The organism is Photobacterium sp. OFAV2-7 (assembly GCF_022347985.1).
GTDB lineage: Bacteria > Pseudomonadota > Gammaproteobacteria > Enterobacterales > Vibrionaceae > Photobacterium.
In genome coordinates, this window is sequence record NZ_JAKRFQ010000045.1 from 1 (window position 1) to 14,573 (window position 14,573).

The 14,573-nt window shown below is 48.4% G+C and carries 15 protein-coding genes; 5 read left to right on the forward strand and 10 right to left on the reverse strand.

Features of this window, described 5'->3' with window-relative positions; all coding sequences use genetic code 11:
- A partial coding sequence (locus MHN01_RS05375; RefSeq protein WP_304622840.1) for a glycoside hydrolase family 3 N-terminal domain-containing protein occupies positions 1-1,064 on the reverse strand: 1,064 nt, incomplete at its 3' end.
- Positions 1,065-1,290: 226 nt separating this feature from the next.
- Entirely contained in the window at positions 1,291-2,199 is a 909-nt protein-coding gene (locus MHN01_RS05380; protein WP_239410376.1) for a LysR family transcriptional regulator, read from the reverse strand.
- 132 nt (positions 2,200-2,331) lie between these two features.
- Between MHN01_RS05380 and MHN01_RS05385 the strand changes: the two genes are divergently transcribed.
- Entirely contained in the window at positions 2,332-3,384 is a 1,053-nt protein-coding gene (locus tag MHN01_RS05385; RefSeq protein ID WP_239410377.1) for a linear amide C-N hydrolase, read from the forward strand.
- A gap of 290 nt (positions 3,385-3,674) precedes the next feature.
- Positions 3,675-5,351 (forward strand): amidohydrolase, encoded by a 1,677-nt coding sequence (locus MHN01_RS05390; RefSeq protein ID WP_239410378.1) that lies wholly within the window; start codon positions 3,675-3,677, stop codon positions 5,349-5,351.
- 74 nt (positions 5,352-5,425) lie between these two features.
- Here MHN01_RS05390 and MHN01_RS05395 read toward each other — a convergent pair whose 3' ends face one another.
- Complete coding sequence (locus MHN01_RS05395) at positions 5,426-6,322, reverse strand: LysR family transcriptional regulator (RefSeq protein WP_239410379.1); 897 nt, start codon at positions 6,320-6,322, stop codon at positions 5,426-5,428.
- Positions 6,323-6,419: 97 nt separating this feature from the next.
- On the opposite strand from MHN01_RS05395, the gene MHN01_RS05400 reads away from it, so the two are divergent.
- On the forward strand, positions 6,420-6,947 hold the full coding sequence (locus MHN01_RS05400) for a GNAT family N-acetyltransferase (RefSeq protein WP_239410380.1): 528 nt from the start codon (positions 6,420-6,422) through the stop codon (positions 6,945-6,947).
- A gap of 63 nt (positions 6,948-7,010) precedes the next feature.
- Here the strand turns inward: MHN01_RS05400 and MHN01_RS05405 are convergent, their stop codons facing one another.
- The 3 genes from MHN01_RS05405 to MHN01_RS05415 are packed head-to-tail and all read right to left on the reverse strand — an operon-like array spanning position 7,011 to position 8,387.
- Entirely contained in the window at positions 7,011-7,439 is a 429-nt protein-coding gene (locus tag MHN01_RS05405) for a universal stress protein (RefSeq protein WP_239410381.1), read from the reverse strand.
- A gap of 33 nt (positions 7,440-7,472) precedes the next feature.
- Complete coding sequence (locus tag MHN01_RS05410; RefSeq protein WP_239410382.1) at positions 7,473-7,697, reverse strand: hypothetical protein; 225 nt, start codon at positions 7,695-7,697, stop codon at positions 7,473-7,475.
- 18 nt (positions 7,698-7,715) lie between these two features.
- The gene (locus tag MHN01_RS05415) at positions 7,716-8,387 is read right to left on the reverse strand and encodes a pirin family protein (protein ID WP_239410383.1); all 672 of its coding nucleotides are present in this window, start codon (positions 8,385-8,387) and stop codon (positions 7,716-7,718) included.
- Positions 8,388-8,507: 120 nt separating this feature from the next.
- Between MHN01_RS05415 and MHN01_RS05420 the strand changes: the two genes are divergently transcribed.
- Positions 8,508-9,392 carry a LysR family transcriptional regulator gene (locus MHN01_RS05420; protein WP_239410384.1) on the forward strand — a complete coding sequence of 295 codons (885 nt, stop codon included), beginning with the start codon at positions 8,508-8,510 and terminating at the stop codon, positions 9,390-9,392.
- 45 nt (positions 9,393-9,437) lie between these two features.
- Here MHN01_RS05420 and MHN01_RS05425 read toward each other — a convergent pair whose 3' ends face one another.
- Positions 9,438-10,058: an isochorismatase family protein gene (locus MHN01_RS05425; protein ID WP_239410385.1), complete on the reverse strand. Its 621-nt coding sequence runs from the start codon at positions 10,056-10,058 to the stop codon at positions 9,438-9,440.
- A 262-nt stretch (positions 10,059-10,320) separates the two neighbouring features.
- Between MHN01_RS05425 and MHN01_RS05430 the strand changes: the two genes are divergently transcribed.
- The gene (locus MHN01_RS05430; protein WP_239410386.1) at positions 10,321-11,127 is read left to right on the forward strand and encodes a hypothetical protein; all 807 of its coding nucleotides are present in this window, start codon (positions 10,321-10,323) and stop codon (positions 11,125-11,127) included.
- Positions 11,128-11,567: 440 nt separating this feature from the next.
- Here the strand turns inward: MHN01_RS05430 and MHN01_RS05435 are convergent, their stop codons facing one another.
- From MHN01_RS05435 to MHN01_RS05445, 3 genes are all read right to left on the reverse strand, one after another.
- Positions 11,568-11,774: a hypothetical protein gene (locus MHN01_RS05435; RefSeq protein WP_239410387.1), complete on the reverse strand. Its 207-nt coding sequence runs from the start codon at positions 11,772-11,774 to the stop codon at positions 11,568-11,570.
- A gap of 292 nt (positions 11,775-12,066) precedes the next feature.
- Positions 12,067-13,941 (reverse strand): propionyl-CoA synthetase, encoded by a 1,875-nt coding sequence (locus tag MHN01_RS05440; RefSeq protein ID WP_239410388.1) that lies wholly within the window; start codon positions 13,939-13,941, stop codon positions 12,067-12,069.
- Positions 13,942-13,999: 58 nt separating this feature from the next.
- On the reverse strand, positions 14,000-14,573 hold a 574-nt coding region (locus tag MHN01_RS05445), incomplete at its 5' end, for a PrpF domain-containing protein (RefSeq protein WP_304622841.1).

Here is a 14,573-nt window from a genome sequence, read left to right on the forward strand (position 1 = left end):
GAAAAGGACATGCCGACATTGTTAGGGTTCACATCTTGATCGACCGGAATACCATAGTACGGCATGATGGAAGACGCACCGGCCTTGATTGCTGCAATAAATGGAATCAAGTGATAATCGAAGTTATTCCCTTCGTAATTCTGATTTTTACCAAAGTCATAATGCGGATCGCCACCATCCTCTTGAGGGCCACCACCAGGAAAGTGCTTGATTGTCAGAGCAATACTATCCTGATTCAATGACTCTCCCTGCAGTCCGACAATAAGTGAGCCCATAATATCAGCGGCAAGTTCTGCATCTTCGGTGAAAGTCTCATGTACCCGGTACCATCGAGGTTCTGTCGCAAGATCCATCATATAGCCGTACATACTACGAAGGCCTATTGATGACCACTCATCATTCATAATCTTTGCAAACTCAGCAATCAAATCCATATCCCGAGTTGCCGCCAGGCCCGCTTCTTTTGGCCAGGCCGAAAATGCGCCGGAAGAAACATTAATACCGGCTTTAGCTGAAGGGTCAATATGGTTTCGAGCATTTGACTTGAACAATACCGGGATGCCATGGGGAGTATTCTCAGCCAATTCCTGCATCGAATTCATAAATGATGCCGCTTCCTTCGGAGTGATTTCGGCCCCCGATCTACCACCCACTACATCTCGGTCAGGCTCAGCCACAACGGAATTTCGAAAAATAAACCGAGTCATTTTTTCATTATTAACATACTCCTTTGCTGAATCTGGCAGTTTGCCATAACTATCAGCATTTAAAGTATCAATCATCATCATCCCGGTTTTTTCTTCAAGGCTCATTCGCCGAACAAGATCTGCACTTCGCTCTTCTGCTGTCAGACGCCAATCCTCATAAGGCTCAAGCTTGCCACTGCCATTAGCATCACGGAATTGATAACCATCGGCTTCGATAACCGCATGTACGCGTGATTTAATAACAGGTTGCAGAAAATCACCTTTATCATCGTTTCCATTAGAGTCAGAAGATGAATTACAACCGGCGAGAACAAGTGCCACAGCGAGAGGTGTTAGGGTAAAGAGTTTGCTGTTCATGTTAATCCTTTATATGTTTCTGTCAGGAGCTACCTACCAGTATCGACATGAAAGCAAAATTGGTTAACCAAAAAGATTAAAATAGCAGATCAAGATCAACCAATTTGTCAATCATGATTAAATTGGTCACAAAACTAAGAAAGGAAATTATATAATTCGCTGTAACGTTGTATTAGTCACAGAAAACTCACACTGGCGATGATACTGCTCAACCAATTCTAAGGATTCATTCCTCAGCCAACAGCATACGAAACTGCTTTTTCACCGCTTCCATTGCAGCTGTTTTAACAGGCCCCGTCTCACCCTGCTCACAATACAGCAAGGCATATCCCCAGCGTCCGACATGATTAAGAAAATCCACCTCGAGCCGCTTGAGCCTGCCGCGATATTCTTCCGACTCCGCTATATGGAGGGGCAAAATCGCCCAGCCAGAGTCTTGCAACAGCCCCAGCAGCACATCCATATTACTGATCATGCTGTTGCGAGCTGACATCCGCAGTGTTTCACCTAAACCGGCATTGGCATAGTTCTCCAGCATGTATTGCTGTTCGCTTTGTAATTCATTAAGCGTAACTACCGGCAGTTGTTGCAAAGATGAATCACAGGCCGTGTAAAAATGAAATGCCATAAACCCCAGATTGATAAACGCGATGCCTTTTGGTGGAACCATTGTTCTTGCCGAGTTCATGGCGATGGACAAATCGGCTTTACCGCTGAGAAGGGCATCGACCCCTTCCTGTTTACCCCGGTGCAACCAATGGATCTGAGTATCGGGAAATTGCTGCCGCAGCTCCGCATCCATTCTTCGGATCACGACCACCGGCAGCGTAATATCATGGTATATCGTTAGCTCGGGCTCCTGACGGCTATACAAACTTTCACTCACGCTCTGCAGCTGCTCGGCCTGACGGATCACCAACAGCGCATACCGAAAAAGTGGCCTTGCCGCTTCTGTCATCACCGGAAACTTACCACTGCGATCAAACAGCGTCAGTCCCAAGTCTATTTCCAGGTTGCCCACCTGCTGATGAATGGTCGAACGATCTTTTTTCAGCTCTCTCGCAGCCTTGCTAAATGAGCCCTGCTCGGCAACAGCGATGAATGCTTGCAGCTGATCAAATGAAAATCGAAGCATATCTAAGATGTCTTTTGTTGGGTTTTCCCCAACATAACTGAGATTACGTGTGTGGTGAAGTCGCTAATATAGGAACCGTGATTTGGCGATTAGACCATACATAACACCATAACGTTTACCAAGAGGCCGCTCATGAAAAGAAATAAGACTGTTCTCGCAACTGCCGTTGCCCTAGGTGTCGTATTCACAGCCACTGCCGCCGAAGCATGCTCCCGCTTGATCTGGGAAACCGAAAACCACGGGGTCTTTGTTTCTCGTACAATGGACTGGATGGTAGAAACTCATCCAACAATCGATGTTCGTGCCAAAGGGCAGTCCTACCTGGGTGCCGATTCAGGAGCTGACAGCAAACAGTGGACTTCTAAGTATGCCTCCATCATGGCTACCTTTTATGGCAAAGCTGGCGTTGATGGCTTTAACGAAGCAGGGCTGGCTGCCAATGCGCTTTACTTTAACGAAGAATCGCCGGGAGACTACACAGCTGAGCGGCCTCAATTGGAAAACTCACGAATTGTGCCTTATATCCTGGATAACTACGCGAGCGTCGAAGAAGCTGTAGCAGGCCTGAAGAAAGTCCAGATACAGCAATTTGTTCATGACGGCGAAGCCCTCAAAGGCCACTACGCGATTCAAGATGCCAACGGCGACTCTGCCATCCTAGAGTTCATCGACGGGCAGTGGGAGGTTTATCACGGCAAGCAATATGATGTTCTAACCAACAGCCCTGAATATCACCAGCACCTCAAGAGCTGGGAGGAGCAAAAGCCCAAATCACAGAGCGTGATAAGTGGCTCTTTCACCCTGCCCGGGAACGTGGCATCAGAACAACGCTTTATCTGGAACAAATATATGCTGGAGCAGCTTGAAGAGCCCACCAGCTACCTGAACGGACTGGCCAAAATCAACAGCTCGACCTATCACGTTCCACTGGATGCTGCCAACCGGGAGATAGACGGGGTAATGACAGGTTATGCCACCCAGTATTCACTGGCCTACAACCTCGATCAGAAAATAATGCATGTTCGTTATCAGTTCGGTGATGTCTACACCCAGTACGCGGTCGACTTTAACAAACTCAATGACGGCAAGAATTACACCCTAAAAGCCGACAGCCAGGATAATGTCGGTGAAGTCAGCCACCGCTTCATCGCAAAAGAAGGCGTAATGGCACAATACAGGAGTTAAACCCGCAACAGTAACTGACTGACATCCAGTCAACTCTGCAAGTGGGCCTGAACTCAACACGTCAGGCTCACTTATACCCTCCCTCGCTATTCAGTATCACGGAATCATGATACTGAGTATTTTTCATTATCATGTGATTTTCCTTACGCTATTCCCCAGTGACATGAGCGATAACCATCAGCTATTCTTTCTCTCGTCGCAGTACATGCTGTAATGCCAGGGAAAACCGATACAACCGAGTAGGTTACAGCTCTTCAGCTTGCAAACATAAACATATTAGGATCACTATAATGAAAAAAGTCCAACAGGCTGCATTGCTGGGCGTAGCAATGATGTCTGTACCCCACACAGCCGCCGCTGAAATGGCCGACACCATCTTCAAAAATGCCAAAGTGTATGCCGACAAACCAGCCGAAGCTGTCGCAATTGCCGACGGGAAAATCCTCTATGTCGGTAGCAATCAGATAGCCGAACGTTTGCGACAGCCTGAGACTGAGATTATCGATCTAGAGGGAGCCATGCTGCTACCGGGTTTTGTCGATAACCATAACCATGTCTTCGAGGCGGCTTCGGAAGCTGGCGGGAACTGCGAGCTGAATACAGACGCCACCCTAAGCGAGCAAATCCCCTACCTCAAGCAGTGCCGAAAAAATGCCAAAAAAGGCGAGTGGCTAATGGGGTATGGCTTCACGCTGGATCTTACCCTGAATGAAGGCAACACTGAGACGCCACTGGCCGTAATGGACCGTATATTCCCGGACCAGCCAGTGGTCATTATGGAACAAACCTCGCACTCCATGTGGGTCAACTCACAGGCGCTGAAACTGGCCGGCATTAGCAAGACCTCACCGGAGCCACAGGGCGGGAAAATCCTCAAAGATCCTGATACCGGCGAGCTAAACGGGATTTTGCTCGATAACGCCGGTGACATTGTGATGGAGCTGGCTTGGAACAGCATGAGTGATCCGTTTAACCAAAGTTACGCTGGCTTGATGAACGGACTCGAAGAAGCAGCCGCTCACGGGATCACGACCATTGGCGACGGCCGACTCTACTGGAAGCGGGGGTGGTATGAGGTATGGAAAGAAGCACAGGCCAACAATGAGCTAACGGCCCGGGTGTCACTTCGCCCATGGATTTATCCTCAAGACGATCAGGCATCCCAGCTTAGCTTCTTGAAACGCATTCAAAGCCGCGATCCTGAGTCTTTGCTGATTGTCGACCAGGTCAAAATGTACAGCGACGGTATCCTTATCAACGGAACCGCCAAAACACTCGCTCCCTACCTGTTTACTTACATCGAGGACGAGCCTTACGGCATTAATTATATTCCGCCCTCACAAATGAAAAGCTGGCTAACAGCACTGGATAAGATCGGTTACGGTGCCCATATCCATGCTATCGGCGATGGGGCGATTCGGGAATCACTAAACGCCATCGAGCATGCACGAAACCAAGGTGCCAACAGAGACTACACCCTGACCCATGTCGAGATGGTCAACAGCAAGGATATCAACCGCTTCAAGCCATTACAGGTCAGCGCTGATTTTCAGGTCGGCTCGGACTATATTGCCGAACATGATCATCGCTGGGCCGAAGCGTTCCTCGGCGCAAAACGTACCCGCTCATTGATGCAGGTTCGTCGCTTGTATGATGCCGGAGCCAATGTCAGCCTGAGTAGCGACTGGAATGTTCATAACATCAACCCGCTGGTCGGTATCGCAAACAGCTTGTTGATGGGCAAGACAGGCTTGCCGAACATCGATGCTGCCATTGATGCCTACACTATCAATGCCGCTATCAGCTTGGGGCTTGAAGACATCACCGGCTCCATCGAAGTAGGCAAGTCTGCAGATCTGGTGGTTCTTGACCGGGATATCACCGAGCTGAGCCCCGAGAGCATTGCCGACACTACAATCCTCATGACAGTTCTTCAGGGTAAAACAGTGTTCGACAGCCAGGACTAGTCGCTCACCATGACCTATATGGCCACTCTATTCCTAATGGTGTAGAGGGGCCACATGATTAGAGGGGCTAATTGTCAGCGGGTAAAGGTGTGATTGGCCTTCATCTTGTCGATTAGGCGCTTTCCTTGTTCTGTCAGCTCCAGCCCTTGCTGCCAGACCAGTTCGACCCGGCGTATCATTTCGGCCTGTTCAAAGTCGGGTTGCAGTTGTTTCAGTTTACCGCTCTCAAGCTCAATGCGAATCATATCGATTGGCAGGAACGCAAATCCCACTCCGTTTGTTAGCAGGTTCACCACGGTGCCAATTTCCGAGAAAGCGGCATAGCTTGGACTATAGCCAGCTTCAGTTTCAGCAGAAATACTTTCTCTGGTCCAGATCAGTTCACGGTACTGAGCAAGTTGATCTGCCGATATTGTCGTTTTAGTAGCCGTCGTTTCAGCCACCAGCGGGTGGATACTGCCGACAACCAAAACATCACAGTAGCTTCCCAGGCGACAATACTGAAAGTCGCTGTAGTGCAGAACGGAAGATTCCGAGAGCAAGGCAACATCAAGCTCATCATTGTTAAGTTGCTCAAACAGCACTTCTCTGTCATCGGAATAGAGCTCAAGATTAAGTGTCTGCTGCTGCAAAACCTCCGAAAGTGCCCTATTCAGACATGACTGGGGAATATAGTTATCGACGCCCAGACGCAGGATCATTGGCTCGTCCCTTGCCAGCGCCGATGCACAAACTGCCAGTTTATCTGCCTGGCTAACAGTATGAATAACGCGAGGCAACAAGATTTCACCGGCCTCACTAAGGCGAGTACTGTTACCGGTACGAACAAACAGCTCGACACCAAAATCAATTTCCAGATCGGCTATCCACTGGCTAACCTGAGACTGCCGTTTTCCCATCTCACGGGCAGCGGCAGAAATCGACCCTAACTGCGCAGCCAGTACAAATGCTTTCAGGTACTGAACATTCATTAACAATTCCTATCCAACTTGCGGTTTCGCATATACTTCTTAATGCGCACTATACCAAGGGAAAAGGAATTGGAAGGTAACAATTGGGAAGGAAACCATGGTTGAACTAAACATCGCAACCCCAGACGATATGGCCCCCATTGCCACATTACACGCCAAAAGCTGGCAGGACATATACCGAGGGCTGCTATCGGAAAACTATCTTAACCACGATATTTTTCAGAACCGGCTAAATATCTGGCAGCAGCGCTTTGCCGCCCCCAAACCCAACCAGAGAATTTTGGTAGCCCGTGAAAGAAGCAGACTCTGTGGGTTTATTTGTGTTTATCTGGATAATCACCACGAGTGGGGCACGTTGGTTGAAAACCTGCACATCGATTCCGGCTATCAAGGAATTGGCCTAGGCAAACAACTCTTGCAAGCAGCAGCCAAACTTTCCCTTGAACAGGCACCAGATAAAGGCATGTATCTTGAAGTCTTGGCTGGCAACCAAGCCGCCCAAACCTTTTACCAAAAGCTCGGGGCATTCAATGCCAGAGCACAGCAATGGCAAGCACCGGATGGCAGCCTAGTTGACGAATTTGTATATCGCTGGCAATCCGTCGCTCAACTTTTCGTTAAGTGAGCACTAACTGCAACCAGCCCTGATGAGCAGTATCCCTTAACTCCAATGCAACCTGTTCGGGGATCATTCCAGTTTCAGCAACTGAAGATCACAGGGCATTTGCCGAACCAGAGGCTCGCTGAGAGAGAGCATCAGCTGACGAAAGATGTTGGACTGGTGGTGACCCAGGATTAATAGATCGACATCATACTGTTTAACTGCATTGGCCATCTGATCTTCAATGTAGCCTGTGTAAAACAGGTGCTTATACAGCGGATAATTAGTTCCTTTCAACAGCCGCTTCATAGCTGTAACAGATTCATAGTGGCTGCTTTCATCAATATTCACCGCATCAAACTCCCTGACACCTTGCTCTAAATGGCCAAGATCAGGATCGATATGGATCACGCTGAACAGGGCATGGTGAACGCGGGCTATCTCAGCCGCCTTGCTCACCAGATATTCGGCATTTTCATCCAGGTTAAGTGCCAACAACACGTGCTTATATCCCATGGCGTTCTCCTTCGAAAAGTCACCGCTGATAAATTACGATAACAGCCAGGCTCTAAGCTTAGTAAACCCAGGTAAGATCAAGTAGCTCATAATCGGAACAATAATCGCCACAGTAATAATAACCTCGACCCATTGAGAAACAGATAACCACTGTGATACCAACCTAGGGATGAAATACACCAACGGCAGCAAACCTAAGAACGTCACAAAAGCGATAGTATGCCTGCTGGCCGGTTCTGGCTGATTTTGTCTAGTCATCGTTCGTCTCCGTTGCAATCAATTGTAGATGAGAATTAGCTGTGATTCAGATTTAGCCACCAACTCAAGCCCCGTTGTCCGAATTAATGTTCGTGGTTTGATAGCAACACCGTTTGCCACTCCTTCACCTTTCGCCAAATAGGCGATTACTTCCCCTTCATGGCTGATAGACTGCTCAGCTTCAAGCAAGGCCACATCAATAAAGGTACTGCTATCGAACGTTTCGGCTTGCGACTTACTTCCACCGTAAATACGAGTGCGCATTCCGGGTACTGGACTATAAACCTTGTAACCCGCGGGCTCCCCGTACTGCTCGGGCAACACCCACAGCTGGATCATATTATTTTCACGGCCATCGGGGTTGATTTCATTGTGTGTAAAGCCTTCGCCACCCGCCCGCTGAACTTGCACATCTCCGGTATTAAGGTGCTGCCCGTGCTCCAAAGAACCTGCATGACTGATACGGCCTTCAACCATCACAGAAATGACATCGACTTCTTTGTGAGGATGCATGCGTGTTTCTCCATAAGGCCTGAAAGAAGCGTCAGCCAGATACACGAAATTCCCTATACCGTTAGCTGCGTATGGATGTTTTTGCCCCTGAAGTATTCTTTGGTCAATAACAAACTGCTTTTCACGTAATCCTGCGAAACCACCCTGAGGCAACTCATTAAATGTCAATAATTCCATCTGTATCTCCCGTCACATCGTTATTTGTGCGTAGCGTAAGTCATGGTGAAAGCATATCGAATGGAGAAATTCGGATATATAGGTTAAATTAACACTCATTGTTCTATTTAAGGTAACAGTATGAAAAACCTCAACGACATGATGGTGTTCACGACTGTCGTCAACAAGGGCGGCTTTACTGCAGCAGCTGAAGATTTCGGGTTGCCCAAATCAAATATCAGCCGCAAAGTTACCCGGTTAGAAAATGAACTAGGCGTCAAGCTGCTTGAACGTTCTACACGCAGCCAGCACCTGACAGAGATAGGAAAAGTCTATTATCAGCACTGTCAGCGGATTATGGATGAAATCCAAAGTGCCGAACAATCTGTAGAAGGGCTAATGGCAGCCCCCAGAGGGATCTTGAAAATTTGTGCTTCTATTGCTGTTGGCCAAAACTTGCTCAGCCGTTATTTGGCAACTTTCAAGCAACAGTATCCAGAAGTTAAACTGGATATTCATCTGACAAATCGGCGGGTTGATCTCATTGAAGAAGGCTTTGACATGGCTTTGAGAGTTGGAAAGCTTGAAGACTCCTCATTAATTGCCAAGCGTTTATGCACAAGAAACCTGTTCTTGTACGCCAGCCCTGCTTACCTGAAAAAAAGAAAAACAGCTCTAGTCCATCCGGATGATCTCAAAGATCATGAGTGCCTGCATATGACAGCTACCAACAGAAAGCCCCAGTGGCACCTACAATCAGGTAAACAAACTCAAGCTCTCACTATTGAACCATCATTATGCTGTGATGACTTTAGCGTACTTCGCCAGTTGGCAATTAACGGAGCAGGCATTACCGTACTACCCAGTTATATGTGCGAAGAGTTCATTGATAACGGTCAACTCGTCAGGGTACTTGATAACTGGGAGTGTGAATCGGTTGACATTTATGGTCTGTATCCCAGCCATAAAGGTGTCGCTCCCAAGCTACGCGCCTTTCTTGACTTTCTACAACAAACACTGCCCTAACAGAAACAGGCTGCCTTTCAGCAGCCTGTTTCGCTCAATCTTAACTTATTTAGCAAAATGGCTATTCATAACATACCCATACTTCGTGGTGTGCCCAGCGAGCACATACCCTAACGCTTCTGCATTTTCGCTACGCCAATCATCCATAACCTCGGCAAGAACAGAAGCCCATGTTGTTACTTTCACACCAGCCTGCACCAAGCGCTGAACCGTCACCTCTTGCACAGTTTTATTCCATGTCCCGGATGCATCAATGACGGCATAGACATCGTAGCCTTCAGCAACGGCCGACAGTGCCGGAAACAGCAGGCAGACATCGGTTACGATACCGGCCATAATGATTTTTTTGCGACCAGTTGCTTTAACGGCATCACGGAACTTATCGCTTTTCCATGCATTAATCTCACCGTCACGATTAATGACTTCACCACCAAGGATTTCTTGGATTTCTGGCATCACCGGGCCATTTGGACCTTCAGGCATACTGGCGGTAATCACTGACGGAATTCCGGCTGCTTTCGCCATGTTGCTCAGGCCCAAGATGTTATTTTTGATCACCGTTGGATGCTCATCACCCAACCCCACCATCAGGCCGGTTTGGTGATCGATCATAGCCAGCACGGCATTATCGGCAGTTAGTGTTTCGGTAAACTTATTCTGGCTCATAACTTATGTCCTTTCTGGCTGTTATTGATTGGTTTGCTTGCCTGAAAGAATATGACGTGAACAAAAATAGATATATAAGTCGAAAAGCAACTCATTGTTCCAATAAAGGTAACAAAGGAGTTTGGTTATTCACTAAGAAGCTGATACTAAAGCTCTCTTCTCTTTTACCTCTTAGCCACCTGCCTCAGTGTTTGCCGCTATACTTTTGACTAACCAAAAGCGTTAAAACGCTACCAATAAAAACAAAGGTTCAAGGCTATTTATGTATCAAGAAACCTATATTGACTCGCTGTCTATCTTTCTCATTCTGGTTCTGGTTTTTTGTTCGATTAGCATCATGTTTGAGTTTGGCTTCCGCATTACCCGCCGTTTTGCCACTAGCCAGATCAGCAAGGCCATTACTCCAATGGCAACCGGCCTTGCCAGTCTGCTCGCCTTTATTCTTGCCATTTCTTTTAGCATGGCTGCCTCCAAAAACGACATCAGAAAACAATTGGTGTTAAAAGAAGCCAACGCAGTTGGGACGGCTATGTTGCGAACCGAGTTATTGAAAGAACCCTATCGGACTCAAAGCCACCAACTGCTTAGCAAATATGTCGATATCCGGGTGGTAGAAGAGCAAAGCCAACGCAAACTTCTCGTCAACCAGATAATTCGCGAAAGCGAACAAATTCAGCAAGAGCTTTGGAAAATCGCCGTCAAAAGCCACCATCACTTGTCGCCACTTCAAAGCCAGCTCTATATAGACTCACTCAATACAGTCTTCGACATTCACAGCGAGCGAGTTAACTACGGCCTAAGAGGGAGGATCCCGATCAGTATCTGGATTACACTTGCCCTTCTGACCTTTTTGACAATTGCACTCAACGGCGTTCAGGTGGGAGCCCAAGGAGAAAGCCGCCTTCTGGTTGCCGCTATTCCATTTGCACTGTCCTTCTCGTTGGTCCTGACATTAATCATCGAACTCGACAGGCCTGTTCGCAGTATCATCGAAGTCAGCCAACAGCCGTTGATTGATTTACGAGACAGCCTCAACAACAAACCACAAGCCGACAGTACCTCTCTGTAGAGAATACAGCGCTTCGAAGCTATACCGGAACTCGCTGTCAAAACTGATATATCTCATTCTAATTGATAGACTTATGCTGAGTAATAATTCTAATAAAATCCATATCAATTACTTATCAAACAACGCCTTTAGGCACCTCAAATTCTGGAATGCACATCACTCTTGGCAGCCAAAATTAGCATGTAATAACATCCCAATACTGCTATTAATAACCACCACAGTAAGGCAAGCGTACAGGGAGCGTATTGAACAATAACCATGAACAAAAACACAACACAGGCTAGGCGAAAAATAAAACAACAGTCCCAATTTGCCCTAAGAAAAACAAGAAATGCATTTTTAAAAAGATACAGCCAAGACTCCTAGGCCCTATCTACATCAACATCTGTCCCCACGACAACTGTCGTGGGGATTTTCATAATCAAGCCAGATAAAGCCTCTTACTGGCCGACGTACACGGCCCCCAGCACTACGCCGCGAGGCGGCAAATCAATCTTGAATGGCTCTTGCGCTACTTTCTGATCTGATGAATCCGTATCATTGACATATTGCAGCTGCGGCTCGCTATTTAAGCCATCACGGTTGGCAATATAATCAAAGGCAACCACCGCCAGTGCCAGGCACAATACCGTTACGTTAATCGACATCCCATGTCTCCTCTCGTCCCTGCATCCTAAATCTAAACAACTCTGCATAATTATCTAAGATACAAGCAATTTTAGAGCCATATCACTCAGAGCTCCCTGATTCACTAGGAAAGTAATGACACCCAGCTTGCGCCAAGCCACTTCAGAACTGAGCTGGCAACGGATCGATGTACTCTCGTTAACACTAAAACATGAGCGGGCTTGAGGCTTGTCTTGTCCCATAAAAAAACAGCCGTTGCATCTTGCGATGCAAAAGCTGTTTACACAGGGAGTCTTATTAATTTAGGAATACTTATTCCAGTACCCGTTCAATCTCTTGCAGGCTGGATGGATCATCGATGGTAGACGGCACCACATATTGCTCACCATCAGCAATCTGGCGGATCACCCGGCGTAAGATCTTACCGGATCGTGTTTTAGGCAGACGATCAACAATCAATGCCCGTTTGAAGCAGGCAACGGCACCAATTTCCTGCCGTACTTTTTGCAGCAGCTCATTTTCTATTGCCCCGCCTTCCGACACATAACCGTCTTTGAGTACCACCAGCCCCAGTGGCAACTGGCCCTTGAGATCATCGTGAATACCTATTACAGCACACTCGGCAACAGCTTCGTGACCGCCGACAACCTCTTCCATCTCACCTGTCGACAAGCGATGCCCGGCCACGTTGATCACATCATCAATGCGCCCCATCACGAACAGATAACCGTCTTCATCAATATAGCCACCATCACCGGAAACGTAGTAGCCCGGGAACTGGCTCAGGTAACCTGATTCAAAGCGGTCATGGTTACGCCACACTGTAGGCAGGCAGCCCGGTGGCAGTGGACGCTTGATAGCGATATAACCTTGCTCGCTGGCTTTCTGCGGCTCACCGAGCTCGTTAAGCACCTCGACCAAATAACCAGGTATTGGCTTTGTTGCCGAGCCCGGCTTAACAGCAAAGTTTTCCAGCCCAATCGGGTTACCGGCAATGGCCCACCCGGTTTCAGTCTGCCACCAGTGATCAACCACCGGACGTCCGGTCTTGCTCTGCACCCATTCCAGTGTCGGCGGATCTAAGCGCTCACCAGCCATAAATATCGTTTTCAATGATGGCATCGGGTACTGCTTAAGGTGTTCACCTTCAGGATCTTCTTTCTTAATCGCCCGGAAGGCAGTCGGCGCGGAGAACAGCGCTTTGACCCCGTACTCCTGACAAACCCGCCAGAAAGCACCCGGATCAGGAGTACGAACCGGCTTACCTTCGTACATAATGGTGGTGCAGCCATAAATTAACGGTGCATAGACAATGTAGGAGTGACCAACGACCCAGCCGACATCCGAAGCTGCCCAGTACACATCCCCTGGTTCAACATCGTAAATTGTGCTCATGCTGTAATTCATCGCAACGGCATGACCGCCGTTATCACGCACCACGCCCTTGGGTTTACCCGTGGTACCAGAGGTATACAGGATATAAAGCGGATCGGTTGCCAATACAGGTACACAATCGTGAGGTGTGGCCGTTCGCATCAATGCAGACCAGTCTTTGTCACGCTCCTGATTCAGTTCGGCCTGACACTGCTTGCGCTGATGTACGACAACATGATCAGGTTTCCAGCGGCTATCCATAATGGCCTGATCAACCAGTGGCTTGTAGGGAAGCACCTTGTTGATTTCCACCCCACAACTGGCTGTCATGATCACTTTCGGCTCGGCGTCTTCAATCCTTACTGCCAGCTCGTTCGGGGCAAAGCCACCGAACACCACCGAGTGAATGGCACCCAGGCGGGCACAGGCCAGCATTGCCATCGCCGCTTCCGGGATCATCGGCATATAAATCACTACCCGATCCCCTTTGCTGACGCCCAGGCTTGCCAGCATACCGGCGGTCTTGGCGACCTGATCACGCAGTACGCGGTAGGTATAACGGGCTTTCTGGCCAGTCACGGGCGAATCATAGATCAGTGCAGTTTGATCGCCCCTTCCCTGCTCGACATGATGATCCAGTGCCAGATAGGCCGTGTTGAGTTCACCGTCGGCAAACCAGCGGTCAATGCCCTGTTCATCCTTGCTGAGAATGATTTGAGGAAACTTGAACCAGGCAATCTTGTTGGCTTGCTGTTTCCAAAACTCTTCCGGCGCGGTTTGTGCCAACTGGTATTCTTTCTGATATGCAGACATATTGCTTCCTCCAGTATGTCCTGACATTGCTATTCAAAGGCTTATTTTCAAAGACCTGTTATTCGAAAACAGTGGATGGAACACGGACAAAGCCCTCCATCAATATACGCGCGCTGCGGCTCATAATGGCTTTCTCGACCACCCAGCCCTGTTCAGCCTGCTTTGCCTTGGCGCCCACTTTTAACGTCCCGGACGGATGCCCGAACGTCACCGATTCTTTTTCACCGCCACCGGCCGCCAGATTAACCAGCGTCCCCGGTACACAGGCAGCGGAGGCAATTGCAACGGCCGCGGTACCCATCATGGCGTGATGCAACTTGCCCATCGACAGGGCCCGGACCAGAACGTCGACCTCACTATCTGTAACAGCTTTGCCACTTGAAGACTGATAGGTTTTCGGTTTGGAGACAAAGGCGACTTTCGGCGTATGCTGCCGTGTCTCAGCTTCTTCCAGGCGGCTGATTAGCCCCATTTTCAATGCGCCGTAGGCCCGAATACGTTCGAACATCGCCAGTGCCTTTTCATCATTGTTGATGTCATCCTGCAGCTCGGTACCGGTATAGCCGATCACCTCGGCATCAACAAAAATGGTCGGGATACCCGCATTGATCAGGGTTGCATTGAAGGTGCCG